General features: G+C 72.0%; 27 protein-coding genes and 1 pseudogene. 18 read left to right on the forward strand and 10 right to left on the reverse strand.

Annotation, left to right across the window (positions count from 1 at the left end):
• Window positions 1-22 precede the first annotated feature (22 nt).
• The 3 genes from hpt to folE all read left to right on the forward strand — a co-directional run bounded on the left by hpt (window position 23) and on the right by folE (window position 3,480).
• Window positions 23-562, forward strand: coding sequence for a hypoxanthine phosphoribosyltransferase (gene hpt / locus ACWD01_RS16860; protein WP_264250189.1), 540 nt, complete (start codon window positions 23-25; stop codon window positions 560-562).
• A 161-nt stretch (window positions 563-723) separates the two neighbouring features.
• Window positions 724-2,757 carry an ATP-dependent zinc metalloprotease FtsH gene (gene ftsH, locus ACWD01_RS16865; RefSeq protein ID WP_356897862.1) on the forward strand — a complete coding sequence of 678 codons (2,034 nt, stop codon included), beginning with the start codon at window positions 724-726 and terminating at the stop codon, window positions 2,755-2,757.
• Window positions 2,758-2,874: 117 nt separating this feature from the next.
• Window positions 2,875-3,480, forward strand: coding sequence for a GTP cyclohydrolase I FolE (gene folE / locus ACWD01_RS16870; RefSeq protein WP_451162419.1), 606 nt, complete (start codon window positions 2,875-2,877; stop codon window positions 3,478-3,480).
• Between the two features lie 28 nt (window positions 3,481-3,508).
• On the opposite strand, the gene ACWD01_RS16875 is transcribed toward folE, so the two are convergent.
• The 7 genes and pseudogenes from ACWD01_RS16875 to ACWD01_RS16905 all read right to left on the reverse strand — a co-directional run bounded on the left by ACWD01_RS16875 (window position 3,509) and on the right by ACWD01_RS16905 (window position 9,282).
• On the reverse strand, window positions 3,509-3,994 hold the full coding sequence (locus ACWD01_RS16875; protein WP_451162421.1) for a DUF3180 domain-containing protein: 486 nt from the start codon (window positions 3,992-3,994) through the stop codon (window positions 3,509-3,511).
• A 77-nt stretch (window positions 3,995-4,071) separates the two neighbouring features.
• Window positions 4,072-4,671, reverse strand: coding sequence for a 2-amino-4-hydroxy-6-hydroxymethyldihydropteridine diphosphokinase (gene folK / locus ACWD01_RS16880; RefSeq protein WP_451162423.1), 600 nt, complete (start codon window positions 4,669-4,671; stop codon window positions 4,072-4,074).
• A complete protein-coding gene (gene folB, locus ACWD01_RS16885; RefSeq protein ID WP_451162425.1) occupies window positions 4,668-5,027 on the reverse strand; it encodes a dihydroneopterin aldolase in 360 nt (119 codons plus the stop codon). The genes folK and folB overlap by 4 nt, the downstream gene beginning before the upstream one ends.
• 191 nt (window positions 5,028-5,218) lie before the next feature.
• Window positions 5,219-5,665 carry a nuclear transport factor 2 family protein gene (locus ACWD01_RS16890; protein ID WP_451162427.1) on the reverse strand — a complete coding sequence of 149 codons (447 nt, stop codon included), beginning with the start codon at window positions 5,663-5,665 and terminating at the stop codon, window positions 5,219-5,221.
• A complete protein-coding gene (gene folP / locus ACWD01_RS16895) occupies window positions 5,662-6,519 on the reverse strand; it encodes a dihydropteroate synthase (protein WP_451162429.1) in 858 nt (285 codons plus the stop codon). The genes ACWD01_RS16890 and folP overlap by 4 nt, the downstream gene beginning before the upstream one ends.
• Before the next feature lie 89 nt (window positions 6,520-6,608).
• Window positions 6,609-7,894 (reverse strand): annotated as a pseudogene (locus ACWD01_RS16900) (phosphatidylglycerol lysyltransferase domain-containing protein); the annotation flags it as partial.
• 215 nt (window positions 7,895-8,109) lie between these two features.
• On the reverse strand, window positions 8,110-9,282 hold the full coding sequence (locus ACWD01_RS16905; RefSeq protein WP_451162431.1) for an ABC transporter ATP-binding protein: 1,173 nt from the start codon (window positions 9,280-9,282) through the stop codon (window positions 8,110-8,112).
• A 229-nt stretch (window positions 9,283-9,511) separates the two neighbouring features.
• Here ACWD01_RS16905 and ACWD01_RS16910 point away from each other — a divergent pair, with 229 nt between their 5' ends.
• From ACWD01_RS16910 to ACWD01_RS16925, 4 genes are all read left to right on the forward strand, one after another.
• On the forward strand, window positions 9,512-10,198 hold the full coding sequence (locus tag ACWD01_RS16910) for an ABC transporter permease (protein ID WP_451162565.1): 687 nt from the start codon (window positions 9,512-9,514) through the stop codon (window positions 10,196-10,198).
• Window positions 10,198-10,878, forward strand: a complete 681-nt coding sequence (locus ACWD01_RS16915) for an ABC transporter permease (protein WP_451162433.1) — start codon at window positions 10,198-10,200, stop codon at window positions 10,876-10,878. The genes ACWD01_RS16910 and ACWD01_RS16915 overlap by 1 nt, the downstream gene beginning before the upstream one ends.
• A gap of 56 nt (window positions 10,879-10,934) precedes the next feature.
• Entirely contained in the window at window positions 10,935-11,912 is a 978-nt protein-coding gene (locus tag ACWD01_RS16920) for an ABC transporter substrate-binding protein (RefSeq protein ID WP_451162567.1), read from the forward strand.
• 83 nt (window positions 11,913-11,995) lie between these two features.
• Window positions 11,996-13,057 (forward strand): hypothetical protein, encoded by a 1,062-nt coding sequence (locus ACWD01_RS16925; RefSeq protein ID WP_451162435.1) that lies wholly within the window; start codon window positions 11,996-11,998, stop codon window positions 13,055-13,057.
• A gap of 62 nt (window positions 13,058-13,119) precedes the next feature.
• Here ACWD01_RS16925 and ACWD01_RS16930 read toward each other — a convergent pair whose 3' ends face one another.
• On the reverse strand, window positions 13,120-14,262 hold the full coding sequence (locus tag ACWD01_RS16930; RefSeq protein WP_451162437.1) for an NADH-quinone oxidoreductase subunit D: 1,143 nt from the start codon (window positions 14,260-14,262) through the stop codon (window positions 13,120-13,122).
• A gap of 23 nt (window positions 14,263-14,285) precedes the next feature.
• Complete coding sequence (locus ACWD01_RS16935) at window positions 14,286-15,239, reverse strand: SAM-dependent methyltransferase (protein ID WP_451162439.1); 954 nt, start codon at window positions 15,237-15,239, stop codon at window positions 14,286-14,288.
• 96 nt (window positions 15,240-15,335) lie between these two features.
• On the opposite strand from ACWD01_RS16935, the gene ACWD01_RS16940 reads away from it, so the two are divergent.
• Together ACWD01_RS16940 and ACWD01_RS16945 are read left to right on the forward strand one after the other, a co-directional pair.
• On the forward strand, window positions 15,336-16,535 hold the full coding sequence (locus ACWD01_RS16940) for a sensor histidine kinase (RefSeq protein WP_451162441.1): 1,200 nt from the start codon (window positions 15,336-15,338) through the stop codon (window positions 16,533-16,535).
• A 30-nt stretch (window positions 16,536-16,565) separates the two neighbouring features.
• Window positions 16,566-17,240 carry a response regulator gene (locus tag ACWD01_RS16945; RefSeq protein WP_451162443.1) on the forward strand — a complete coding sequence of 225 codons (675 nt, stop codon included), beginning with the start codon at window positions 16,566-16,568 and terminating at the stop codon, window positions 17,238-17,240.
• 229 nt (window positions 17,241-17,469) lie between these two features.
• Here ACWD01_RS16945 and ACWD01_RS16950 read toward each other — a convergent pair whose 3' ends face one another.
• On the reverse strand, window positions 17,470-18,678 hold the full coding sequence (locus ACWD01_RS16950; RefSeq protein WP_451162445.1) for a threonine aldolase family protein: 1,209 nt from the start codon (window positions 18,676-18,678) through the stop codon (window positions 17,470-17,472).
• Window positions 18,679-18,795: 117 nt separating this feature from the next.
• Between ACWD01_RS16950 and ACWD01_RS16955 the strand changes: the two genes are divergently transcribed.
• The 9 genes from ACWD01_RS16955 to ACWD01_RS16995 all read left to right on the forward strand — a co-directional run bounded on the left by ACWD01_RS16955 (window position 18,796) and on the right by ACWD01_RS16995 (window position 26,497).
• On the forward strand, window positions 18,796-19,716 hold the full coding sequence (locus ACWD01_RS16955) for a Rossmann-like and DUF2520 domain-containing protein (protein ID WP_451162447.1): 921 nt from the start codon (window positions 18,796-18,798) through the stop codon (window positions 19,714-19,716).
• Window positions 19,713-20,795, forward strand: coding sequence for a pantoate--beta-alanine ligase (gene panC / locus ACWD01_RS16960; protein WP_451162449.1), 1,083 nt, complete (start codon window positions 19,713-19,715; stop codon window positions 20,793-20,795). Before ACWD01_RS16955 ends, panC begins: the two co-directional genes overlap by 4 nt.
• On the forward strand, window positions 20,792-22,504 hold the full coding sequence (locus tag ACWD01_RS16965; RefSeq protein ID WP_451162451.1) for an L-aspartate oxidase: 1,713 nt from the start codon (window positions 20,792-20,794) through the stop codon (window positions 22,502-22,504). The genes panC and ACWD01_RS16965 overlap by 4 nt, the downstream gene beginning before the upstream one ends.
• A gap of 2 nt (window positions 22,505-22,506) precedes the next feature.
• On the forward strand, window positions 22,507-23,511 hold the full coding sequence (gene nadC / locus ACWD01_RS16970) for a carboxylating nicotinate-nucleotide diphosphorylase (RefSeq protein WP_451162453.1): 1,005 nt from the start codon (window positions 22,507-22,509) through the stop codon (window positions 23,509-23,511).
• The gene (locus ACWD01_RS16975; protein ID WP_451162455.1) at window positions 23,511-24,308 is read left to right on the forward strand and encodes a type III pantothenate kinase; all 798 of its coding nucleotides are present in this window, start codon (window positions 23,511-23,513) and stop codon (window positions 24,306-24,308) included. Before nadC ends, ACWD01_RS16975 begins: the two co-directional genes overlap by 1 nt.
• A gap of 319 nt (window positions 24,309-24,627) precedes the next feature.
• Complete coding sequence (locus tag ACWD01_RS16980) at window positions 24,628-25,248, forward strand: hypothetical protein (protein WP_451162569.1); 621 nt, start codon at window positions 24,628-24,630, stop codon at window positions 25,246-25,248.
• A gap of 13 nt (window positions 25,249-25,261) precedes the next feature.
• Window positions 25,262-25,435 carry a hypothetical protein gene (locus ACWD01_RS16985; protein ID WP_451162457.1) on the forward strand — a complete coding sequence of 58 codons (174 nt, stop codon included), beginning with the start codon at window positions 25,262-25,264 and terminating at the stop codon, window positions 25,433-25,435.
• A 129-nt stretch (window positions 25,436-25,564) separates the two neighbouring features.
• On the forward strand, window positions 25,565-25,960 hold the full coding sequence (locus tag ACWD01_RS16990; RefSeq protein ID WP_451162459.1) for a BlaI/MecI/CopY family transcriptional regulator: 396 nt from the start codon (window positions 25,565-25,567) through the stop codon (window positions 25,958-25,960).
• Window positions 25,961-25,969: 9 nt separating this feature from the next.
• Window positions 25,970-26,497, forward strand: coding sequence for an amino-acid N-acetyltransferase (locus ACWD01_RS16995; protein ID WP_356897840.1), 528 nt, complete (start codon window positions 25,970-25,972; stop codon window positions 26,495-26,497).
• The last annotated feature ends 85 nt before the right edge of the window (window positions 26,498-26,582 follow it).

Genomic DNA, 26,582 nt, shown 5'->3' on the forward strand with positions numbered 1-26,582 from the left:
GACGCGGGTGAACGAGAAGGACATGGGCACCGACCTTCAGTCGGTGCTCATCACCAAGGAAGAGATCGACGCGAAGCTCATCGAGCTGGCTGCGAAGATCGACGCAGAGTACGCGGGCAAGGACCTGCTCATCGTCGGAGTCCTCAAGGGCGCGGTGATGGTGATGGCGGACCTGGCGCGCGCGCTGTCCTCCCCCGTCACGATGGACTGGATGGCCGTGTCCTCGTACGGCGCCGGCACCCAGTCGTCCGGCGTGGTGCGCATCCTCAAGGACCTGGACACCGACATCAAGGGCAAGCACGTCCTGATCGTCGAGGACATCATCGACTCGGGACTCACCCTGTCCTGGCTCCTGTCGAACCTCGGCTCCCGCGAGCCGGCCTCTCTCGAGGTCTGCACCTTGCTGCGGAAGCCCGACGCGGCCAAGGTAGCCATCGACGTGAAGTGGATCGGCTTCGACATCCCGAACGAGTTCGTCGTCGGTTACGGCCTCGACTACGCGGAGAAGTACCGGAACCTTCCGTTCGTGGGCACACTGGCCCCACACGTCTACGGAGGCTGAAGCACGGGCCCGCCGGGAACCAAGCCCGCCTTTTCGCCGTTGGAGCAAGGGAAGGCGGTCCCCGGTGGCATTGCTGAGGTACCGTCCGAAGAACAGTTGTCTTTTCTCACAGCAGCATTTACCTACGGGCAGGAGGGACGGGGCGACACCGCCCCGTATGGATGGACGTGAAGCGATACTTCCGTGGGCCGGTCATGTGGATCGTGCTGGCCGTCCTCGCCGTGGTCGTGCTGATGCAGGTTGTCGGCTCGTCCGGCGGCTACAAGACGGTTGACACCGGCAAGGTCGTCCAGGCGATCGACAAAGACCAGGTCAAGCAGGCAAAACTGACCACTGGTGACGAGCAGATCATCAAGATCGAGCTCAAGGAGGGCCAGAAGGTCGACAACAGCAGCAAGGTCCAGGCCAGCTACATCGGCACCCAGGGCGTAGACCTGGCGGACACGCTGCAGGACAAGTTCGAGTCCGGCGCGATCGAGGACGGCTACACGGTCTCGCCGTCGAAGCAGAGCCCGTTCGTCTCGGTCCTGCTCTCCCTCTTGCCCTTCGTTCTGATCGTCGTGGTCTTCCTCTTCCTGATGAATCAGATGCAGGGCGGTGGCTCCCGTGTCATGAACTTCGGGAAGTCCAAGGCCAAGCTGATCACCAAGGACACCCCGAAGACGACGTTCTCGGACGTGGCGGGATCCGACGAGGCGGTCGAGGAGCTCCACGAGATCAAGGAGTTCCTCCAGGAACCGGCCAAGTTCCAGGCCGTCGGCGCCAAGATCCCGAAGGGCGTGCTGCTCTACGGCCCGCCCGGCACGGGCAAGACCCTGCTCGCACGCGCCGTCGCCGGCGAGGCGGGCGTCCCCTTCTACTCGATCTCCGGTTCCGACTTCGTCGAGATGTTCGTCGGCGTCGGCGCCTCCCGTGTCCGCGACCTCTTCGAGCAGGCCAAGGCGAACGCCCCGGCGATCGTCTTCGTCGACGAGATCGACGCGGTCGGCCGCCATCGCGGCGCCGGTATGGGCGGCGGCCACGACGAGCGCGAGCAGACGCTGAACCAGCTGCTCGTCGAGATGGACGGCTTCGACGTGAAGGGCGGCGTCATCCTGATCGCCGCCACCAACCGGCCCGACATCCTGGACCCGGCGCTGCTGCGCCCGGGCCGCTTCGACCGGCAGATCGCGGTCGACCGGCCGGACATGCAGGGCCGTCTGGAGATCCTCAAGGTCCACCAGAAGGGCAAGCCGGTCGCCCCGGACGTCGACCTGGGCGCCGTCGCCCGGCGGACGCCCGGCTTCACCGGTGCCGACCTGTCGAACGTGCTGAACGAAGCCGCGCTGCTCACCGCGCGCGGCAACAAGAAGCTGATCGACAACCACTTCCTGGACGAGGCGATCGACCGCGTCGTGGCGGGCCCGCAGAAGCGGACCCGGATCATGTCCGACAAGGAGAAGAAGATCACCGCGTACCACGAGGGCGGACACGCCCTGGTCGCGGCGGCTTCACCCAACTCCGACCCGGTCCACAAGATCACGATCCTGTCCCGCGGCAGAGCCCTCGGATACACGATGGTGCTGCCGGAGGAGGACAAGTACTCGACCACGCGCAACGAGATGCTCGACCAGCTCGCGTACATGCTGGGCGGGCGTGCGGCCGAGGAGCTCGTCTTCCACGACCCGACCACCGGCGCTGCGAACGACATCGAGAAGGCCACTGCCACGGCCCGCGCGATGGTCACGCAGTACGGCATGACGGAGCGGCTGGGCGCGATCAAGTTCGGCGGTGACAACACCGAGCCGTTCCTGGGCCGCGAGATGGGTCACCCGCGGGACTACTCGGAAGAGGTCGCGGCGCTGGTCGACGAAGAGGTCAAGAAGCTCATCGAGACCGCGCACAACGAGGCGTGGGAGATCCTGGTCGAGAACCGCGACGTTCTCGACAATCTGGTCCTCCAGCTCCTCGAGCGGGAGACCCTCGGCAAGGAGGAGATCGCCGAGATCTTCGCGCCGATCGTGAAGCGCCCGGCCCGCCCGGCGTGGACCGGCTCCTCGCGGCGTACGCCCTCGACGCGTCCGCCGGTGCTCTCGCCCAAGGAACTGGCCCTGACCAACGGCGCCGCGAACGGTGCGGCCTCGTCGGCGGCCACGGTGACCGATGTCACCAAGGCCCCCGCGGAGCCGGTCGCCGAGGAGCGCCCGGAGGCCTGACCAGGCACTATGCCGTGGCGGCTCGCCCCGCCCCGGAATGAACGCCGCATCTCCCAGGTTCTAGCCTGGGAGATGCGGCGTTTTCACGCCATGTGGAAGCAGAGGAACGAGGCACAGATGACCGACCCGGTGACGCTGGACGGCGAGCGTTCTATCGCCGAGTTCGACGAGAAGCGAGCGGAGAACGCCGTCCGCGAACTGCTCATCGCGGTCGGAGAGGACCCGGACCGTGAGGGCCTGCGCGAGACCCCGGCGCGGGTGGCGCGGGCGTACCGGGAGATCTTCGCCGGGCTGTGGCAGGAGCCGGAGGACGTCCTGACGACGACGTTCGACCTCGGCCACGACGAGATGGTGCTCGTCAAGGACATCGAGGTCTATTCGACGTGCGAGCACCACCTGGTGCCGTTCCGGGGCGTGGCCCACGTCGGCTACATCCCGTCGACCACGGGCAAGATCACGGGCCTGTCGAAGCTGGCCCGCCTGGTGGACGTCTACGCCCGCCGGCCGCAGGTCCAGGAGCGGATGACGACGCAGATAGCCGACTCCCTGATGGAGATCCTGGAGCCGCGCGGTGTGATCGTGGTCGTCGAGTGCGAGCACATGTGCATGTCGATGCGCGGCATCCGCAAGCCCGGCGCCAAGACGATCACGTCGGCGGTGCGCGGCCAGCTGCGGGACTCGGCGACGCGCAACGAGGCGATGAGCCTCATCATGGCGCGGTGACCGGACGGCCGGCGGCGCGGCCCGGCAGTCAGGCCGCTCGGGCCGCGCCGCCGTTGTCGTCGTCGTCCTCGGGCAGTCTGCAGACCCGCTCGAGGAAGATCGCCGCCGCGATGACCGCCATGCCGGCCACCACCGCGAATCCGGCGTAGATCGCCTGGTCGCGGCGGGCGGGGACGTCGAGCGAGCCCAGCAGGAACACCCCCGTGCCGCCGTACATCCCGCTGACCAGCGCCGCCACCAGGGCGCTCGCCTGGCCGAAGACCACCGCGCGGGCGGCCATCAGCGGCTCGACGCCCTTGGCGCCCGGGCGCCGTTCGCGCTGGGCGCGCAGCCGGGCCCGGATCGAGAGCGCGGTCGCCGCGAGGACGGCCGCGATGGCCGCCAGCACGATCGGGGCGGCGAGCGGCACGCTCGGCAGCGTCCCCAGCGAGTCCCACAGGCGGGCGCCGCCCCAGGACAGGACCCCTGCCGCGGCGAAGAGACCGGCCAGCACACCGAGCCGTAGTTGCTTCACCGAGAAAGCCGCCCTTCGCCTGTTGCTCCCGACTGTGCACGGCCGCCGTGCGCGACCGTGCCGTACGAGCCTAACGACTACTCGGGCAGGCGCAGTTCCAGGTCGCCGCGCGGCTGGACGCTGCCGACGCCGACACCGGCCAGCAGCTCGGCCACCGCGCCGCGGCCCGGCAGCTGGGCCTCCGGCTCGACGTCGTGCCACGGGGCGAGCACGAAGGCGCGCTGGTGGGCGCGGGGGTGCGGCAGCGTGAGCTCCGGGTCGTCGGACACCACATCCGCGTAGGCGACGATGTCGACGTCGATGGTGCGCGGGCCCCAGCGCTCCGTGCGGACCCGGTCGAAGGCCTCCTCGATGGCCTGGCCGCGCTCGAGGAGGGAGGACGGCGGAAGCGTCGTCCTGATCATGACCACCGCGTTGAAGTACGACGGCTGGCTGCCGGGGTCGACGCCCCACGGCTCCGTCTCGTAGACCGGGGAGACGGCCTTCACCCGCAGGCCAGGGGTGTCCTCGAGCGCGTCGATGGCGCCCTGAAGGGTCTCCAGCCGGTTGCCCAGGTTGGAGCCGAGGGAGATCACGGCGTCCTTGGGATTGGACAGAGTGACATCGGCGGCATCGACCTGCTCCGTGACGGAGGACGGCACCGGCTGCACGGTCGGGTCGCTTGCTGCCTGATTCATACTCGGCTCCGGGTGATCGTGATGGTGACGTCGTCGAAGGGCACCGTGATCGGGGCGTCCGGCTTGTGCACCACCACCTCGACCTCCTGGACGACATCGTGTTTGAGGCACACCTGGGCGATCCGCTCCGCCAGCGTCTCGATCAGGTCGACCGGGTCGCCCTCGACGACGGCGACGGTCTCCTCGGCCACCACGCCGTAGTGGACGGTCTTCGACAGGTCGTCGTCGGCCGCCGCGGGGCGGGTGTCCAGGCCGAGCACCAGATCGACGATGAAGGTCTGGCCCTCGTCCCGCTCCTTGGGGAAGACGCCGTGGTGCCCGCGGGCCTTGAGGCCGCGCAGCGCGACACGATCCACGCGAATCACTCCTGCTTCTGTAGGTCCTCGGGCACCTGGCCACATGCGGATGGCTCGGTGCCCGCCGTCGAATCTACCTGCGAGCACCGACATGACGTGCCCACGGGGCCGGGGGCGGCTCACGTGGGGCTGGTAGCCGCGTATACCCCGTCGACGGCGGCGACGAACCCCTCTGCCCGGCCCCTACCCACTTACGAGGAGCTGTTCTCGTCTTCTTCGCCGTCTGTTTCCGTCAGAACGGGCGATCCGTGGTGCGACCAGATCTTCCAGCCGTCCAGGGTGCGGCGGAACACGTTCGTGGCGACGACCAGCTGCCCGACGAGCGGCCCGAGCTCGCCCCCGTCCTCCGCGGGGCCGCCGCTGAGGATGTTCTCCGTGCAGGTCACCAGGGCCGTGTCACCGGCCACGCTCACCTTCACGTCGGTGAGGAAGAACTGGATGTACTCCGTGTTCGCCATGATCAGCGCGTACGAGCGCAGGACCTCGCCGCGGCCCGTCAGGACCGGCCAGCCGGGGTGGATGCAGGAGATGTCGTCGTCCAGCCAGAGGCCGGAGAGCTCGTCGAAGTCGCCGCGTTCCATCGTCTCGTAGAAGGCCGTGTTGGCCTGCTCCACGAGCTCCGTGTCTGTCTGGCTCACCGGGCTCCCTCGACGGCCCGGGCGACTCGCACGGCGTCGGCCGTGGCCCGTACTTCGTGGACCCGGACCGCCCAGGCGCCTTCGTGGGCGGCGATGGCCGAGACCGCGGCGGTGGCGGCGTCCCGTTCGCGGGCCGGCGGGGGCGCGCCGTCCCTGGCCAGGACCCGGCCGAGGAAGCGCTTGCGGGAGGCGGCCACGAGCACGGGCCGGCCGAGGGCGCGCAGCTCGGCGAGGTGCGCGACGAGGGCGAGGTCGTGCTCGGCCTGCTTGGCGAAGCCGAGGCCCGGGTCGATGACGATGCGCTCGGGCGCGATCCCGCCCTCGACGACGGCCTCCATCCGGGCGCGCAGTTCCCGGGCGACCTCCGCGACCACGTCGCCGTAGACGGCGCGGCTGTTCATGTCCTCGCTGAAGCCGCGCCAGTGCATCACCACGAACGGGACGCCCGTCGCTGCCACGACCGGGACCATCCGGGGGTCGGCGAGCCCGCCGCTGACGTCGTTGACCAGGACCGCGCCCGCCGAGACCGCCTGCTGGGCGACGCCGGAGCGCATGGTGTCGACGGAGACGGTGACGCCCTCGGAGGCGAGGCCCCGTACGACGGGGACGACCCGGCGCAGCTCCTCGTCCTCGTCGACGCGGCTGGCGCCGGGCCGGGTGGACTCGCCGCCGACGTCGATCAGATCGGCGCCCTGGGCGACCAGGTCGAGACCGCGCTTGATCGCGGCCGTGGTGTCGAACCAGCGGCCGCCGTCGGAGAAGGAGTCCGGCGTCACATTGACGACTCCCATGACCGCACAGCGGTCCCACTCCGGCAGTCCTTCGGCCGTGCCCCGTCCGCGCAACGTACTCATGGCCCCACCCTAGGGCTTGTCCGGACCCGGACACGGCCCGCCCGGCGCACGGGCGCCGGGCGGCACGGGTACGCCTGCCCCAGGCCGGCGGGGCAGGTCGACCGGTCGCGGCGCGTCAGCTCCCCAGACATGCCGTCCGCCCCCGGGGGACGAAGTGGATGACGGCCTTCAGGTCGCCGTACGGGGACGTCCCCGGCCCGTCGTCGGTGCGGTCACGGGCGCGGTGGGCCTGGGTGTCGTGGCCGTCCCGTTCGATGCGCTGCACCGTCCGGCGAGCGCTGTGCGGCGCGCGCCCGGCCGGGGAGAAATCCGCGGCGTCCACCACCGCCTCGTCGCCGGGCTCCACGCAGCCGAGTCCGGTCTCGCGGGACCAGACCTCGCAGCCGGTCTTGGAGCAGCCCGTCACCGCGGGCGTCCAGGAGCGCGCCTTCGCCTCGTCCATGAAGCGTTCGATGGCGCCCGGCCATGCCTCGACGTCGCCGAGTGGGTCGCCGCCGGCGAGCATCACGCCGGAGACGACGCGGTAGCGGACGGCGGCCTTGCCACTGGGGGAGAAGACGACGCCCTTGTCGCGGCGGGCGACGTGGCCGAGCGGGTCGCGGACGCCGTGGAGTGCGAGCAGGTCGCGCAACCGGCGCTCGTCGTCCCCGGTGACGCGGGCGGCGGGGCGCTCGGGGCGCAGGGCGAGGTAGCCGGTGGTGACCACGGTCAGCAGGCCGAGTGCGCCGAGGCAGTGGCCGACCGTCCAGGAGACGCCGGCGGAGTACCGGAGGGGGCCCTCGAAGCCGGCCAGCCCGTAGATGACGTGCTCCAGGCGGTCGGTGAGCCCCGGGCTGCCGACGATCCGGCCGGGGTGGGCGCTGACGGTCACCAGGCCGAGGACGAGCGAACCGGCGCCCATCAGCACGAAGTTCGTCAGCGCGCGCCAGCGGCTGCGCGGGTCGGGCGGCGCCGTGAACGCGACCCGGTGGCGCAGCAGCAGCCCCAGCAGCGCCAGGGAGAGCAGCGCGCCGACGACCGAGTGGCGGTGGACCAACTGCGCGACGGCCCCGGCGGGCAGCAGGACGACGGCGGCCCGCCAGGCCCGGCACTTGTGGCGTTTGATCCCACGGGCGAGCAGGAGCAGCAGCACGCCCGCGCTCAGGGAGAGCGCGGCGGCGACCGGTCCGGCGGCGCCGGGGAGCGCCTCGGCGATCGTGTGCGTGCGGCTGTGCCGGAAACGGGGGAGGATCCCGGCCGCGATGTCGACCAGCCCGACGGCCGTGACCGCCGTGCCGGCGAGGGCCGGGACCGTCCCGGGCCGTGGTCCGCGCGGGAGGCGGCGTACCCGGTCCGGCGCCGATCGTGATGTGTCCCCATCTACCGTTGCAGACATCGCTTCCCGTGACTTCCGTGATGCGCGTGATCGCGGATCGGATTCCGCGCCCAAGACCGCATATCGGTCGGCCCGGACGATTCGCGCCCTCTAGGACGGGACTTCGGGAAGGGGGGTTCATCCGCGCCCGGGAATTCGTGGACAGGGCAGCCACTTCGGGCGGCGCACGGGCCGACCGGCACAGGGGCCGCGCCGCGTGGCTCGGCGCGGCCGGCTCAGCGCTTCGTGACGGGGCCGACCGGCGGGACCGTCGCGATGGACTCCAGGGCGACCTCGGCACGGGCGATCTCCTGCGCGTCGGCGTCGATCGAGCGGCGCAGCGCCTCGTGCAGCCGGGCCGGGGTGAGGACACCGAGGAACCGGCCCGTCTCCTCCTTGTCGATCACCGCGATCCAGCCCGCGTCGTGCTGGAGCATCGTGGAGAACGCCTGCTTGAGCGAGGCGCCGACCGGCAGCCACGCCTCCATCCGGCGGGCATGGTCGCGTACGGCGCCGGGTCGGCCGGCCCGCTCGGCGGAGATCCAGCCGTGCAGGTTGTCGTCGCCGTCCAGGACGACGGCCCAGCGGGCGCCGAGGTCGCGGGGGAGCGGGTCGTCGAGGTGGACGACCGGCGGCTGTTCCAGGTCCGCCGCCTCGATGGGGGTCACGGAGAGCCGTTTGAGCCCGCGGTCGGCGCCGACGAAGTCGGCCACGTACTCGGTGGCGGGGGTGCCGAGGACGGCGGCAGGCGCGTCGAACTGCTCGATCCTGCCCTGCCCGTAGACGGCGATACGGTCCCCGAGGCGTACGGCCTCCTCGATGTCGTGGGTGACGAACAGGACCGTCTTGCGGACCTGGGACTGGAGCTTCAGGAACTCGTTCTGCAGATGCTCGCGCACGACCGGGTCGACCGCGCCGAACGGCTCGTCCATCAGCAGCACCGGCGGGTCGGCCGCCAGCGCCCGGGCCACGCCGACGCGCTGGCGCTGGCCGCCGGAGAGCTGCTCGGGGTAGCGGTCGCCGTGGACGGACGGGTCCAGGCCGACCAGTTCGAGCAGTTCGGCGGCGCGGGCGCGGGCCTTGGCGCGTTTGACGCCGAGGAGGTGGGGGACGGTCGCGGTGTTCTCCAGCACCGTCTTGTGCGGGAAGAGACCGACCTGCTGGATCACATAACCGATACGGCGGCGCAGTTCGACGGGGTCGGTCCGGGCGATGTCCCGGCCGTCGACGAGGATCCGGCCGGAGGTCGGTTCGATGAGCCGGTTGACCATCTTCATGGTGGTGGTCTTGCCGCAGCCCGACGGTCCGACGAGCGTGACCAGTTCACCCTCCGCGACCTCGAACGAGAGGTCGTCCACGGCGCTGGTGCCGTCGGGGTACCGCTTGGTGACGTGCTCGAATCGGATCATGATCCCCCCATGGTGACGAAGGCTGTGTGGAAGCAATGGTGCTCCAACGCGGCCGTCCTGGACGATTGCGCGGCCGTTCTGGAGGAATGTCAGTGGCCGGGGATAGGGTCGCGGGCAGTGGTCGGCAACAGGCGCGGACACGGGAGCGTTATCAGGCGTATCAGGAGTGTCGGCGGCGGCATCACGGGGGAGGGGGGAACCGGTGGGTCCGGGGTGGGAAAGTGCTGAACTGGCGGCGCAGAGCTGTCTCGCGGCCAACGAATGGATCTGCGGCGAGTATCTGCGCACGCGCAGCGACGAGTTGACCGAAGCGACCGTCCAGCATGTGTGGATCACCGTCGCGTCGGTGCTGCTCGGCCTGGCGGTCGCCTTCCCGCTGGCCCTGCTGGCCCGTGCCAGGCCGCGGTTCGCCGGTCCCGTGCTGGGGCTGACCACCCTGCTCTACACGATCCCGTCGCTGGCCATGTTCTCGCTGCTGCTGCCGTTCTTCGGGCTGTCGGCGGCGCTGGTGGTGACCGGGCTCGTGCTCTACTCCCTCACCATCCTCGTGCGGAACATCCTGGCCGGGCTCGAAGCGGTCCCGGCCGAGGCCCGTGAGGCGGCCCGCGGCATGGGCTACGGCCCGGCGCGGATGCTGTGGGAGGTGGAACTGCCGCTCGCGCTGCCCGCGTTGATGGCGGGCATACGGATCGCGACCGTGTCCACGGTCGCGCTGACGACGGTCGGCGCGCTCGTCGGCCAGGGCGGGCTCGGCAATCTCATCGACGACGGCGTGCAGACCACGTTCAAGGCGCAGGTGCTGACCGCCTCCGTGCTGTGCGTGCTGCTGGCGGCCGTCGCCGATCTGCTGCTCCTCGGCGCCCAGCGGCTGCTCACCCCCTGGACCCGGATACGCGCGGCGGAGGCGAAGCCCTGATGGACGCGGTCACCGGCGCGTGGACCTGGCTCACCACCGGGGCCAACTGGTCCGGCGAGTCCGGCGCCTGGCACCGGCTCGTCGAGCATCTGTACGTCAGCGGGGCCGCGCTCGTCCTGGCCTGTGCGATCGCGCTGCCGGTCGCCCTGTGGCTGGGGCACATCGGCAGGGGCGGCGCACTGGCGGTCAACATCTCCAATGCCGGTCGGGCGATCCCCGTGTTCGCGGTGCTCGCCCTGTTCATGCTCACACCGCTGCGCAGCGCCGGGTACGCGCCGACGATCATCGCGCTGGTGCTGTTCGCGGTGCCGCCGCTGCTGACCAACGCGTACGTGGGCATGCGCGAGGTGGACCGGGCGGTGGTGGAGGCCGCCAGGGGGATGGGCATGTCGGGCGGCCAGGTCTTCCTGCGGGTCGAACTGCCGCTCGCGTACCCCCTGCTGATGACCGGGCTGAGGTCCGCCGCCGTCCAGGTGGTGGCGACGGCCACGATCGCCTCGATGGTCGGACAGGGCGGCCTCGGCCGCATCATCACCGCCGGATTCAACACCTACGACACACCGCAGGTGGTTGCGGGCGCACTGCTCGCGGCGCTGCTGGCCCTGCTTGTGGAAGGGGTGCTGGTGGCCGCCGACCGGCTGCTGAGCCCCCTGCGCAAGTCCGTGCCGTCGTCCGGCTGACGGCACTCCAACTCCTTTTTCGTACTGCTTCCATGACGCTGTGGACGGAGATCCTGATGACCAAGACCTCGCGCATCGCGGGTGTTGCACTGGCCGTGGCCGCCCTGACGGGCGCCCTCGCCGGGTGCGGCGGCGACTCCCTCGAAGGGGAGAAGGACAGCGCCTCGTCCCCGGGCGGGTCGGGCAAGAAGGGCACGCTCGTCGTCGGCGCTGCCGCGTTCACCGAGTCCAAGGTGCTCGCCGAGCTGTATGCGCAGATCCTGCGGGACGCCGGCTACCAGACGTCGATCACCACGGTGAAGAACCGCGAGCTGTACGAACCGTCCCTCGAGAAGGGCGAGATCGACGTCGTACCGGAATACGCGGCGACGCTCGCCGAATTCCTCAACGCGAAGGTGAACGGGCCCAAGGCGACCGAGGAGAAGCCCGTCGCGTCGGGTGATGTCGCCGCGACCGTGAAGGCGCTCACCGAGCTCGCCGAACCGCGCGGACTGAAGGTGCTGCCCGCCGGGGAGGCCGTCGATCAGAACGCGTTCGCCGTGACGAAGGAATTCGCGGAGAAGAACAAGCTCACGTCCCTTTCCGATCTCGGCGGTTCGAAGCTGAAGGTGAAGATCGCGGCCGGTGACGAGTGCGAGGTGCGGCCCTTCTGCGCGCCGGGCCTGAAGAAGACATACGGCATCGACGTGGCGGGTATCGACCCCAAGGGCGTCGGCACTCCCCAGGCCAAGCAGTCCGTCAAGGACGGTGTGAACCAGCTGGTGCTGACCTACACCACCGACGGCACCCTCGCGAGCTACGACCTGGTGGTCCTGGAGGACGACAAGAAGCTGCAGAACGCGGACAACGTCCTTCCGGTCGTCAACGCGAAGGACGCCGGCAGCCAGGAGATCGCCGATGCCCTCGCGAAGCTCACCAAGGCGCTGACCACTGAGGATCTCGCCGAGATGAACCGCAAGGTCGACGGGGAACGCGCCAAGCCGGAGGACGTCGCGAAGGCCTATCTGGAGGCGGAAGGGCTTCTTCGTAAGTGACCGGAGGGCGGCCCGGCGTTCTCGGCCAGAGATTTGCCGGGCCGACACCCCATTCGGAGGCTACACACGGTAAATTTCGGGCCATGCCACGAGGACGCCACCGTCATTCCCCTCCCCTGCACAAGCTGCTGCCCCCCTCGGCCGTGGCCGGAGCGTCGGTTCTGTGCGCCCTCGGCGCGTGGTTCGCCGGCAATGCGGTCGTGCTGCGTCTCCTGGTCGCGGCAGCGGCGGCCGCCGCGGTCACCGGTGCCGTCCTCATGCGCAGTTGGGACCGCAGCGCCGGTCGCAGGGTCGCCGAGCTGACCCGCGGTCGCGCCGGCGACCAGTGGAAGGCGGAGGAGCGGATCGCCGAGCTCGAGGCGGACGTCGAGGAGTCCCGCGAGCTGCGTCTCAAGCTCGACGCGAGGCTGCGCGCCAAGCGGGTCGAGCTGGCCGCGCTGCGGAACGAGCACGCGTCGCTGCTGCGGCGGTACGCCACCGCGGAGACGGAGCGGGCCAGCGCCCTGGAGGGCCGCCGCCAGCTCGCGATCGAGGCGGCCGCGCCGGCGAAGGAACTGCCGCCCGCGGGTTCCACGCCGACCCCGGCGACGTTTCTGCGCGCCGCCAAGGCGCTGGAGAACCTGTCGCGCAACGCCGCGGCCCAGGAGGCCGGGCGCATCGCGGAGGAGGCCCGGCGCCGGGACCTCGCGGAGCGCGCCCGGGAGGCGGACGAGCCGCAGGGGAAGCACGCGGCGGGCGGTGGGGCCGCCGAGCAGCGTGTGCGCCCGCCGTCCGCCCTCCCCGCCCGTCCGGTCCCGGCAGCGGCCGCGATCGTTCCCTACGGCGCCCAGCGGTCCCGCGTGAAGCGGCCCGAGGGCGGCTTCGACTTCTTCGGCACGGCAGCCGAGGGATCTGCCCAGGCGCCCGGCACCGGTGGCGGCGCGACCGCGTCGGGAACCGGCTCCATGAGGGCCGTCGAGGCCCCCGGCACCCAGAAGGCGATCGAGGCCGTGCAGCACGAGGACCTCGCCGATGTGGTGGGCGAGGAGGCCCTCGCCGCGCAGCGCGTCGTGTGCCCGCGCGCGGTCGGCAAGGTCATCGACCTGACGGCGCACGACGAGACGGAGCAGCTGGACGTGGCCGAGCTGCGCAACGCGGTGTCGTAGCGCTGACGCCACCCGCCGGTGGCCCGGAGCGGCCCGGCGCCGGCTGTGCGCCCGCCCGGGTGCTACTTGTCGATGTCGCCGACGACGAAGAACAGCGACCCCAGGATCGCGACCATGTCAGCGACCAGCGTCCCCGGCAGCAGCACGGCCAGCGCCTGGATGTTGTTGTACGACGCCGAGCGGAGCTTGAGGCGGTAGGGCGTCTTCTCGCCCTTGGAGACCAGGTAGTAGCCGTTGATGCCGAGCGGGTTCTCGGTCCACGCGTACGTGTGGCCCTCGGGCGCCTTGAGCACCTTCGGCAGCCGCTGGTTGATCGGACCGGGCGGCAGCTCCTCGATCCGGTCGAGACAGGCGTCCGCCAGCTCCAGCGCGTTGTGCGTCTGCTCCAGCAGGACCTCGAAGCGGGCCAGACAGTCGCCCTCCTGCCGGGTCACCACCCTGAGGGTGTCCTGCAGTTCGCCGTAGGCGAGGTAGGGCTCGTCCCGGCGCAGGTCGAAGTCGACTCCCGAGGCCCGGGCGATCGGGCCGCTAACGCCGTACGCGTGGACCGCCTCCGGAGAGAGCACGCCCACGCCCCGGGTCCGGCCGCGGAAGATCTCGTTGCCTACGACCAGGCGGTCGTACACGTCCATCCGCGAGCGGACGTCGGCGATCGCCCTGCGCGCCCGGCCGAGCCAGCCTGCGGGAAGGTCCTCCTTGAGGCCGCCGACCCGGTTGAACATGTAGTGCATCCGGCCGCCGGAGATCTCCTCCATCACCGTCTGGAGCTCCTCGCGCTCGCGGAACGCGTGGAAGACGGGCGTGATCCCGCCCAGCTCCAGCGGGTAGGAGCCGAGGAACATCAGGTGGTTGAGGACCCGGTTCAGCTCGGCGAGGAGCGTACGGGACCACACCGCGCGCTCCGGGACCTCCATGCCGAGCATCCGCTCGACGGCCATGACGACGCCGAGTTCGTTCGAGAAGGCGGAGAGCCAGTCGTGCCGGTTCGCCAGCACCACGATCTGCCGGTAGTCGCGGGCCTCGAAAAGCTTCTCCGCGCCGCGGTGCATGTACCCGACGACCGGCTCGGCCTGCCGGATGCGCTCGCCGTCCAGCACCAGGCGCAGACGGAGCACGCCGTGCGTGGAGGGGTGCTGGGGTCCGATGTTGAGCACCATGTCGGTGCTCTCCGCCGCGCCGCCGATGCCGACCGTCGTCTCCGTCATGCGCACCAGTCTCTCAGAGCCGGTCACACCCGCTGCATGAGCCAGGTGAAGTCGCCGAGCCCGCCCCGGGCGGTCAGTTCCGCCGCCTCACCGGCCCGGGCGAGCGCGCGGACGTAGCCCGCCGGGTCCGACGTCGCCCGGGCGAGCGGCGGCCGCTCCCCGCTCACGCCCAGCCTCCGCAGCGCCTCCCGCTGGCCGACCAGCTCGGCCCCCAGCCCGGCGCACGCGTCGAGCGCCACATGGGCCGTGAGGTCGCAGCTCCCGTCCGGCACGGGGCGCACCTCGCGGCCGTCTCGGAAGCCCGTCAGCGTGCCGCACGGAGGCCGGGCCCCGGCCGTGTGCGCGTAGTCGACGGCGACGGCGAGGCCGGCGCCCAGGGCACCCGCCGCCGCCCGCCACGCCTCGTCCCTGGGGGCGCCGATCTCGGCGCGGGCGCCCGGTTCGGTCAGCGGCCACCAGCGCGCCAGCCAGGCGGCGTCCGAGCCGGTGACCTTCTCGCCGAGGCGCTCCTCGCCGTCCGCGCGGACCAAGACCCGGCGGACCTCCCCGGCCGCGTCGGCCTCCGCGACGTCCACGGGGACGTTGTCGAGCCATTCGTTCGCGAACAGCAGCCCGCCGAGCCCTGTGGGGATCTCGGAGGTCCACTCGATGCGCGGGTCGAGGCCCGCGGGCCGGTCCGCCCGTTCGACGCCGTACGCGCGGACTCTGTACCCGGGCGGCAGGGCGGCGAGCACACCCGTGAGCAACTCGCCCCGGCCCGCCCCGACGTCGATCAGCGCCGGCTCCTCGAGCCCCAGCGACTCCGCGGTGCCGGTCAGCAGCCGTGCGACGGCGGCGGCGAACAGCGGCGAGGCGTGGACCGAGGTGCGGAAGTGCCCGGCCGGTCCCTCCGGCCGCAGATAGAAACCCCCGGGCCCGTACAGCGCTTCCTCCGCGGCCGCCCGCCACCCGCGCCACTCACCCGTCTCATACGTCACGGGCCCAAGTCTCCACCTTGCGGAGTATGCCTCCGCCCACCGGATCGGCCCTCCGGTTGACCCCTGCACCTTTCTGTCTTCCCTACTCTGGGTTACGTGCAGCTCCTCTACGACTTCATCCGCAGGAACCCGACGGGCATCGACACCTTCTGGGCTGTCATGCTCCTCGGGTTCTCCTCGATGTGGGTGGTCCAGGAGCCGGAGGGCCCCGGGGAGACGGCTGCCGCCGCGCTCACCGTGCTGGCCCTGTGCCTGGTGGTGGCACTGCGCCGCCGGATGCCGCAGCACATGCTGCTCCTGACGGGGGCGACGGGCGTCGCCCAGTTGGTCTTCGACGTCCCCGTCAACCCGGCGGACTTCGCGATGCTGGTCATCATCTACACCGTCGCGGCGGCCGGCAGTCCGCGGTGGGCGTCCCGGCTGGCGCTCGCCGGCGGTCTCTGCGCGGCCTCCTTGGCGCAGGTCCGCTGGCCGACGGAGGCCGAGTCGACGCTCAGCAGGGTGTTCATCACCGTGATCATGAGCCTGCCGTTCGTGCTGGCCTGGGTGCTCGGCGACTCGATACGCACCCGGCGCGCCTACTTCGACCAGCTGGAGGAGCGGGCCACCCGGCTCGAGAAGGAGCGCGAGGCGCAGGCCAAGGTCGCGGTGGCGGCCGAGCGCGCCAGGATCGCCCGCGAACTGCACGACGTCGTCGCCCACAACGTGTCCGTGATGGTGGTGCAGGCCGACGGCGCCGCCTATGTGCTGGACGCCGCCCCCGACCAGGCCAAGCAGGCCCTGGAGACCATTTCGAGCACCGGCCGCCAGGCGCTCGCCGAGATGCGCCGACTGCTCGGCGTGCTGCGCACCGGCGACGGCCCGGAGAGCGGCGAGTACGTGCCCCAGCCCGATGTGCAGCAGATCGAGGACCTGGTCGAGCATGTGCGCGGCGCGGGCCTGACCGTGGACTTCAAGATCGAGGGAACGCCCCGGCCGCTGCCCAGCGGCGTCGAGCTCACCGCCTACCGGATCGTCCAGGAGGCGCTCACCAACACCCGTAAGCACGGCGGCCCCGAGGCCGGCGCCAGCGTCCGCCTCGTCTACTTCGACGACGGCCTCGGCCTGCTCGTCGAGGACGACGGCCGGGGCGCCTCGCACGAGCTGTACGAGGACGGCGGCGCGGACGGGCACGGCCACGGTCTCATCGGGATGCGCGAACGCGTCGGTATGGTCGGCGGCACGCTGGACGCCGGGCCGCGGCCGGGCGGAGGCTTCCGGATCAGTGCGCTGCTGCCGCTCAAGCCCGCCCACTAGAGCCACTACAGACCGAGGGACGGAACCCACATGTCCATCCGCGTGATGCTCGTCGACGACCAGGTGCTGCTGCGCACCGGCTTCCGCATGGTGCTCGCCGCCCAGCCGGACATGGAGGTCGTCGCGGAGGCCGGGGACGGCGCGGAGGCGATCGAGATCCTGCGGTCCACGGCCGTCGACGTCGTGCTCATGGACGTACGCATGCCGAGGCTCGACGGGGTCGAGGCGACGCGGCGCATCTGCGAGGAGCCGGGCGCCCCGAAGGTGCTGATCCTGACCACGTTCGACCTCGACGAGTACGCCTTCTCCGGGCTGAAGGCGGGCGCCAGCGGCTTCATGCTCAAGGACGTGCCGCCCGCCGAGCTGCTCGGCGCGATCCGCTCCGTGCACAGTGGCGACGCGGTCGTGGCGCCGTCGACCACACGGCGGCTGCTGGACCGCTTCTCCCCCCTGCTGCCGAGCGTGGGCCCCGAACCGCGCCACAAGGAGGTGGAGAGGCTCACCGAGCGGGAGCGCGAGGTGATGCTGCTCGTCGCCCAGGGACTGTCGAACGGCGAGATCGCGGCCCGGCTCGTCCTCTCGGAGGCGACCGTCAAGACCCACGTCGGCCGCATCCTCACCAAGCTCGGCCTGCGCGACCGCGTGCAGGTGGTGGTGCTCGCCTACGAGACCGGGCTGGTCAGGGCGGGCGGCGGCGCGGCCTAGTCGGAGGCGCCGCGGGCCCGCGCCTCAATCGCCGGCGGGGCTGGGTGTGCCCGGCGGGCTGGGGTGCCGCGCAGCGGCATTTCCAGCCTGGCCGGCGATTGGGGCCACCGCGCGGAGCGCGGTACCGGGGTCCGGGGCTTGCCCCGGTTCGGGAAGGGGCGGGGTGGGAAACAGGCCCGCCGCATGCGCCACGTGGTGCTCGGGGCGCCCGGCCCGAGGTGACCGCCGGCTACTGCGTCACCGGCGCCGGCAGGCTCACGCGGCGGACGAAGTCCGCGACCGCCGCCGTCACGTCCTGTTCCGTCCACGCCAGTCCCTCCGCCGCGACCGTCACCTCCGTGACCGAGACGCCCGGCGGGCACCCCTGGGAGAACCACCGGCGGAAGAGCGTCACGCCTGTCTCCTCCGACTGCGTCACCGCCGCCTCGTTGAGCAGCTCGGTCCCGTACGGGAGCCACACCTGGAACTGGTGCGTATGCGGGACGGGCGGGTGGATGCGGGACCAGGGGACGCCGGAGGCGCGCAGCGCGGCGGTGAGCGCGGCCGCGACGACCTTCGCGTGGGCCACGTACGACGGCAGCCGCGGCAGTTCCCGTTCGAGCCCGGCCAGCGCCGACAGCGCCGCCGGGTACTGCTGGAACAGCAGGCCCCCGTACCGGTGCCGCCAGGCGCGTGCCTCGTCGATCAGCTGCGCGGGGCCGGCGAGCGCGGCGCCCGAGATGCCGTCCAGGGACTTGTAGAACGACACGTACACGCTGTCCGCCAGTGCGGCGATCTCGTCCAGTGGGCGGCCGAAGTGCGGGGCGCACTCCCACAGACGCGCGCCGTCGAAGTGCACCACCGCGTCAAGCTCCCGTGCCGCGTCCACCACGGCCACCAGCTCGTCCCAGGAGGGCAGGACGAAGCCGGCGTCCCGCAGAGGCAGTTCGAGCATCAGCGTGCCGAAGGGCTCGTCGCAGTCGAGGACCTCTTCCGCCGTGGGCAGCCGCGGCTCGGTGGTCGGGTGGACCGTGCGCAGCCCGCTCACCACGGACAGGGCGGAGCGTTCGTGGACCTCCGGATGGGCCTGCGGGTGCAGGGCGACCGTGGCGTTCTGGGTGCGCGCCGCCCAGCAGCGGAGGGCGACCTGCTGCGCCATCGTCCCGGTCGGGAAGAACGCCGCGGCGGGGAGGCCGAGCAGTGCGGCCGTCCGCCGCTCCAGCTCCTCGACGACCCCGTTGCCGTACACGTCGGTCCAGTCGTCCAGGTCGTACACCTCGCCCGCGGCCTCGGCCAGCGCCGCGAGACGTTCCGAGAGCCGCCGGTCGGCGGAGGACCGCGCGAGCACGCGGTCCGAGGCGCGCCACGCGGCGAGCCGCCGCTTCCGCTCGTCCCCCTGCCACCCAGTCGCGTCGTGCTCGCTCGTGTCCCGTTCGTACGTCCCGCTCGTGTCCGTCACGGTCCGATCATCGCCCACAGCCTGTGGACAACCGCGGGGCTCCCGGAAACGCTGGCGTAGCATCGTCACGAGAAATCGTCCGGTACCCCCGCGGACTGGAACGGAAGGCACCGCCGCGTGAACGCCACAGCACCACAGGACCCGCTCGACCCGCGGGACCGCCCCGCCCGTCTGACCGTCGGAGTGGTCGGAGCGGGCCGCGTAGGACCCGCGCTCGCCGCGTCCCTGCAGCTTGCCGGGCACCGGCCGGTCGCGGCGTCAGGAGTGTCCGACCAGTCCGTCCGCCGGGCCGCCGCCCTGCTCCCCGACGTACCCCTGGTGCCGCCCGCCGACGTGCTCGCCCGCGCCGAGCTGGTGCTGCTGACCGTCCCCGACGACGCGCTGCCCGGCCTGGTCGAGGGCCTCGTCGAGACCGGTGCGGTACGGCCCGGTCAGCTGCTCGTGCACACCTCCGGCAGGTACGGCACCAAGGTGCTCGAGCCCGCCCTGCGGGCAGGGGCCCTGCCGCTCGCCCTGCACCCCGCGATGACCTTCACCGGCACCGCGGTGGACGTGCAGCGGCTGGCCGGCTGCTCCTTCGGTGTGACCGCCCCCGAGGAGCTGCGGCTGGCCGCGGAGGCGCTCGTCATCGAGATGGGCGGCGAGCCCGAGTGGATCGAGGAGCAGAACCGCCCGCTCTACCACGCAGCCCTGGCGCTGGGCGCCAACCACCTCGTCACGCTCGTCGCCCAGTCCATGGAGCTGCTGCGCACGGCGGGCGTCAGCGCCCCCGACCGGATGCTCGGCCCGCTCCTCGGGGCCGCCCTGGACAACGCCCTGCGCTCCGGCGACGCCGCCCTGACCGGGCCGGTCGCCCGGGGCGACGCGGGCACCGTCGCCGCCCACGTGGCCGAGCTGCGCGAGCACGCGCCCGCCGCCGTCGCCGGCTATCTCGCGATGGCGCGGACGACCGCCGACCGCGCCCTCGCGCACGGCATGCTCAAGCCGGAGCTCGCGGAGGACCTGCTGGGCGTGCTGGCCGAAGGGGACCTGCGATGAGCCGCGACCTCGAACTCGTACCGACGCGCGAGGATCTCCGGTACGTCGTCGAGCACCACGGCGTGCCCGGCCGCACCGCCGTCGTCATGACCATGGGAGCCCTCCACGAGGGCCACGCCACCCTGATCCGCGCCGCCCGCGAACGGGTCGGCCGCAAGGGCTTCGTGATCGTCACCCTCTTCGTCAACCCGCTGCAGTTCGGCGCCGGCGAGGACCTGGACCGCTACCCCCGCACGCTCGACGCCGACCTCAGGACCGCCGAGGAGGCGGGCGCCGACGTGGTGTTCGCGCCGTCCGTCGACGAGGTCTACCCCGGGGGCGAGCCGCAGGTCCGCATCACCGCCGGGCCCATGGGGGAGCGGCTCGAAGGCAGGACCCGGCCCGGCCACTTCGACGGGATGCTCACCGTCGTCGCCAAGCTGCTGCACCTCACCGGCCCCGACGTGGCGCTGTTCGGGCAGAAGGACGCCCAGCAGCTCGCCCTGATCCGCCGGATGGTCCGCGACCTGAACTTCCCCGTGGAGGTCGTGGGCGTCCCCACGGTCCGCGAGGAGGACGGCCTCGCCCTCTCCAGCCGCAACCGCTACCTGTCCACGGCCGAGCGGCACACCGCGCTCGCCCTCTCGCACTCCCTGTTCGCGGCCCGCGACCGCCTCGCCGCCCAACAGGCCCTGCACGCCAGGGCCGAAGCCGTGCCGGCCGCGCCCGCGCGTGCCGCCGCACTGTCCGCGCTGGGCGAGGCCCGCGCCGCGGCGGATGCCCACGCGGTCGCCCAGGCGTGGCCGCCGATCGGCGCCGACGCCGTCCGCGCGGCCGCGCGGACCGTGCTGGACGAGGCCGCGAAGGCGAACCCGCCGCTCCACCTGGACTACGTGGCCCTCGTCGACCCCGCCACGTTCGAGGACGTCGCCGACGACCACGAGGGCGAGGCGGTCCTCGCCGTCGCCGCCAAGGTCGGCTCGACCCGCCTCATCGACAACATCCCCCTGGACTTCGGCACCGCCCACGCGGGCCCCGCGCCGACCGGACCCGTACCCACCGCGACCACCACCGCACCGACCGACGGAGCCGCCTCGTGACCGGTATACGGCTGACCGCCCCCGCCCCCGGCTGGGCCGTCGAGGCAGACGTCGTCGTGGTCGGCTCCGGCGTCGCCGGACTGACGGCGGCGCTGCGCTGCGCCGCGAGCGGCCTGGACACGGTCGTCGTCACCAAGGCGCGCCTCGACGACGGTTCCACCCGCTGGGCACAGGGCGGCATCGCCGCGGCTCTCGGCGACGGCGACACCCCTGAGCAGCACCTCGAGGACACCCTCGTCGCCGGCGCGGGCCTGTGCGACGAGGCGGCGGTGCGCGCCCTCGTCACCGAGGGACCCGACGCCGTGCGCCGGCTGATCGCGACCGGCGCGCTTTTCGACACCGACCCGGCGTCCGGCGAGATCGAGCTGACCCGCGAGGGCGGCCACCACCGGCGCCGCATCGCGCACGCAGGCGGTGACGCGACCGGCGCGGAGATCTCCCGCGCCCTGGTCGACGCGGCCCGCGACAAGGGCCTGCGCACCGTCGAGAACGCCCTGGTCCTCGACCTGCTCACCGACGCGGACGGCCGCACCGCGGGCATCACCCTGCATGTGATGGGCGAAGGCCAGCACGACGGCGTCGGCGCGGTCCACGCCCCCACGGTGGTGCTGGCCACCGGCGGCATGGGCCAGATCTTCTCCGCGACCACCAACCCGGCCGTCTCCACCGGCGACGGCGTCGCCCTCGCCCTGCGGGCCGGCGCCGAGGTCTCCGACATCGAGTTCGTCCAGTTCCACCCGACCGTGCTCTTCCTCGGCGCGGACAGCGAGGGCCAGCAGCCGCTGGTCTCCGAGGCGGTACGCGGCGAGGGCGCCCACCTCGTCGACGCGGCCGGCACCCGCTTCATGGTCGGCCAGCACGAGCTGGCCGAGCTCGCCCCCCGCGACATCGTCGCCAAGGGCATCATGCGCCGTATGCAGGAACAGGGCGCCGCCCACATGTTCCTGGACGCCCGCCACTTCGGCGCGAAGATGTGGGAGCACCGTTTCCCCACCATCCTCGCCGCCTGCCGCGCCCACGGCATCGACCCGGTGACGGAGCCGATCCCCGTCGCACCGGCCGCCCACTACGCCTCCGGCGGCGTACGGACCGACCTGCACGGCCGCACCACCGTCCCCGGCCTGTACGCGTGCGGCGAGGTCGCCTGCACCGGCGTCCACGGCGCCAACCGGCTGGCCTCCAACTCGCTGCTCGAAGGGCTCGTCTTCGCCGAGCGCATCGCCGCCGACATCGCCGAGCGGCGCCCCTGGCCCACGGCCGCGCCCGCCGCGCCCCCGGAGCCGTCCCTCCTGCCGCTGATCGCGCCGGAGCAGCGCCCCGAGATCCAGCGGATCATGTCGCACGGCGCGGGCGTCCTGCGCTCCGCCGAATCGCTCGCCGCCGCGGCGGCCTCCCTCGAAGCGGTGTACGCGGACGCCCTGCACGACCAGGAGGGGTCCGGCAAGGCCGCGGAGCCCGGCGTCGAGTCCTGGGAGACCTCGAACCTGCTCTGCGTCGCCCGGGTGCTGACCGCCGCCGCGCTGGAGCGCGAGGAGACCCGCGGGTGCCACTGGCGTGAGGACCGCCCCGAGCGCGACGACGCCGAGTGGCGCCGCCATCTCGTCGTGCGGCTCGAGCCCGGCCGCCGGCTCGTCGTCAGCCGCACGGGCGCCACCGCCTTCCCGGCGACCGATATCTTGTCCGTCCCCGAAGCCCCCAGGGAGCCGTAACCGTGAGCACCCCCGATGAACGTCCGAGCCCCGTGGACGTACCGCTGATCCAGATCGGCGTCCCGGCCGGCGGTGGCTGCGGAGACGACTGCGGCTGCGCCGAGGAGGCGTACGAGTGCGGTCTCGACCCCGCGCTCGCCACGCTGCTCGCCGAGGCCGGACTCGACCCCGTCCAGGTCGAGGACATCGCGCACCTGGCCATCGAGGAGGACCTCGACGGCGGTGTCGACGTGACCAGCATGGCGACCGTCCCCCAGGACGCCGTCGCCACCGGCGACTTCACCGCCCGCGAGGCGGGCACCGTCGCCGGTCTGCGGGTCGCGGAGGCCATCCTGTCGATCGTCTGCACGACCGAGTTCGAGGTCGAGCGGCACGTCGAGGAGGGCGACCGCGTCGAGGCGGGGCAGAAGCTGCTCTCCGTCACCGCCGGCACCCGTGACCTGCTCACCGGCGAGCGCAGCGCCCTCAACATCCTCTGCCGGCTGTCCGGCATCGCCACCGCCACCCGCGCCTGGGCCGACCTGCTCGACGGCACCGGGGCGAAGGTCCGCGACACCCGCAAGACGACGCCCGGCCTGCGCGCCCTCGAGAAGTACGCGGTGCGCTGCGGCGGCGGCGTCAACCACCGCATGTCGCTGTCCGACGCGGCCCTGGTCAAGGACAACCACGTGATTGCCGCGGGCGGGGTCGCCGAGGCGTTCAAGGCCGTGCGGGACCGCTTCCCCGACCTGCCGATCGAGGTCGAGGTCGACACTCTCGACCAGGTCCGCGAGGTGCTGGACGCGGGCGCCGACCTGATCCTGCTCGACAACTTCACGCCCGCCGAGACCGAGCAGGCCGTCGCGCTCGTCGCCGGCCGCGCGATGCTCGAGTCCTCCGGGCGCCTCGCGCTCGACAACGCCCGCGCGTACGCCGAGACGGGCGTCGACTACCTCGCGGTGGGCGCGCTCACCCACTCCTCCCCGATCCTCGACATCGGCCTCGACCTCCGCGAGGTCGAACGCTGATGCTGCTCACCATCGACGTCGGCAACACCCACACCGTCCTGGGTCTCTTCGACGGCGAGGAGATCGTCGAGCACTGGCGCATCTCCACCGACTCGCGCCGCACGGCCGACGAACTCGCCGTGCTGCTGCAGGGCCTGATGGGCATGCACCCGCTGCTGGGCGAGGAGCTGGGCGACGGTATCGAGGGCATCGCGATCTGCTCCACGGTCCCCTCCGTGCTGCACGAGCTCCGCGAGGTCACCCGCCGCTACTACGGCGACGTCCCGGCCGTCCTCGTCGAACCCGGCATCAAGACCGGCGTGCCGATCCTGATGGACAACCCCAAGGAGGTCGGCGCGGACCGCATCATCAACGCGGTCGCCGCGGTCGATCTGTACGGGGGGCCGGCGATCGTCGTCGACTTCGGCACGGCCACGACGTTCGACGCGGTCAGCGCGCGCGGCGAGTACGCGGGCGGCGTGATCGCCCCCGGCATCGAGATCTCCGTCGAGGCCCTCGGCGTCAAGGGCGCCCAACTGCGCAAGATCGAGCTCGCCCGGCCGCGGAGCGTGATCGGCAAGAACACCGTCGAGGCGATGCAGTCCGGCATCGTCTACGGCTTCGCCGGTCAGGTGGACGGCGTCGTCCAGCGCATGAAGCGCGAGCTGGCGGAGGACCCGGACGACGTGACGGTGATCGCGACGGGCGGGCTGGCGCCGATGGTGCTGGGGGAGGCGGCGGCGATCGACGAGCACGAGCCGTGGCTGACGCTGATCGGGCTGCGGCTGGTGTACGAACGGAACGTCCCCCGCGTCTGACGCCTGCCGACGTCTGTTCTCGCGTCCTGGCCCGCCCGGTCCCGGGTACGCCCTCGGGCAGGGCCGGGTGCCGCGTGTCCGGGCGGGGCCCGGTCCTGTGCGCCTGCGTCCGGGTGCCGCTCCGGGACCCCTCTCCGGAGGCCCCGACCCCCGCACCCACCACCAGGCCGGCGCGGCCCGCCCACCGACCGGGCCCGACCCGGGGACGCCGCGCCCCGTCGCGGAAAACGCCGCGCCCGGGTTTGGGGTGTTAAGCGGATTTTGTCCAATTAGGACGTATCGTCGGGACATGCCCACGCCATACGGAACCCGTGGCGGCATGGCGTTCGGTGCGGACGAGCTGCGTGTGCTCCGACGCGCCCTTGCCGTCGCCCTTCACCCCGTCCCCCTGGCCGACGACGACGTCCGGGAGTGTTTGCGCCTGGCCGACTCCGTGGACGAGGCGGTCCGCGAGGCAGGCCGGCTGCGGGCGTTCCTCCTCGCCGAGCTCGCCCGCTACCGCGATGCCCTGCCCGGAACGGCCACCGGCTACCTGGAGCGCCTCCAGGACGCCCTGGCCGCCGGCTACGACCCCCGACCGGACGATCTGGCGGCTCTGCGCGCGCTGCGCGGCAATCCGGCCGCCGCGGCGGTGCTCCGCCGCTGTCAGGCGCTGGCGGAGGAGTCGGTGCGGAGCCGGCTCGCGGGGCGGGCCGTTTCCGTCCCGGCGCCGGCGCAGCCGTCCGTCCCCGTCCCCGCGGTCGCGACCACGCCCGGACCCCGCCGCGCCCGGCTCCACGCGCTGCCGGGCGGCCGCGCCGCCGACGCGCCGAAGCCCAGTCCCGGGCCGCAGCCGCAACCGGAGCCGAAACCGGACGAGCGCCCGGTGCCGAAGCCCTCGGAAGTGTTCCCGCCACGCCGTAAGCCCGTGCCCCCGCCGGAGCAATGGGCCGTCGGATAGATACTCTGGAGGCATGGACTACGTTTCCGCGCTTGTGCCCCCCGTGGTGATGGCCGTCTTCTTCATCGGTCTGGTCGTGACGATCGTCAAGAGCCAGGGCGGCCCGAACAAGACCAAGGAGGACGCCGCCGTGGACGCGGCGCTCGCCCGTGCGGAGTCCGGCCCGCAGGCCGGTCGCGACAGCTGACCGCCGTCCCCGACGGCACAGGACGTACGGCAGGACGCACGGCACAGGACGTACGGCGAAATCTCGCCGTACGTCCTTTTTGTTACGTCAATAGTCGTTTGATCGTCGATCTCCCACTATGGTGGCGATGTGCCCCGTCAATTGGGAGAGCTCGAAGACGCCGTCATGAGTCGGATCTGGCAATGGAACCGGCCGGTCACGGTCAGGGAAGTCCTGGAAGACCTCCAGCAGGAACGGTCGATCGCCTACACGACCGTCATGACGGTAATGGACAATCTCCATCAGAAGGGCTGGGTCCGCAGGGAAGTCGAGGGCCGGGCCTATCGATATACGGCGGTGTCCACCCGTGCCGCGTACTCGGCCGCACTGATGAACGAAGCCTGGTCCAAGAGCGACAACCCCGCGGCGGCCCTTGTCGCCTTCTTCGGCATGATGTCCCCCGAGCAGCGAGAGGCGCTGCAAGCCGCCGTGCGCCTGGTTCAGGGCAGCGGGCCCGGCGAGGAGCAGGGCCCGGCGGAGCGATAGCGTCGGGCCATGCCTTATGCCGCAGCAAACGCCTTCACCGTCCGGCGGGCGAGGACGAGTGACGTGCGGGACGTCCGCCGGCTCGTGGACCCGTACGTCGGCGAAGGCATCCTGCTCGACAAAGCGACGGTGACGCTTTACGAAGCCATCCAGGAGTTCTGGGTCGCCGAACGCGACGAGGACGGCCTGGTTGTCGGCTGTGGCGCTCTCCACGTCATGTGGGAGGACCTCGCGGAAGTCCGTACTCTCGCCGTGGACCCCGCCTTCAAGGGGCACGGCATCGGTCGCCGGGTTCTCGAGAAGCTCGTGGCCACCGCCCGCCGGCTCGGGGTGCGCAGGGTTTTCTGCCTCACCTTCGAAGTCGACTTCTTCTCGCGGCACGGCTTCGTCGAGATCGGAGAGACTCAGACGCCGGTGGACACCGATGTCTACGCGGAGCTCCTGCGTTCCTATGACGAGGGCGTCGCCGAGTTCCTGGGCCTCGAACGAGTGAAGCCGAACACCTTGGGCAACAGCCGGATGCTTCTGCACCTGTGATCGCCGGAAGAGCGATCCCTATGTCCGAATCGCGCACGTTTCCCGCGTTCTCGCGGTTCTGAACCTCTGTCAAGGGTTTGTGTTT

The organism is Streptomyces sp. NPDC002835 (genome assembly GCF_053591995.1).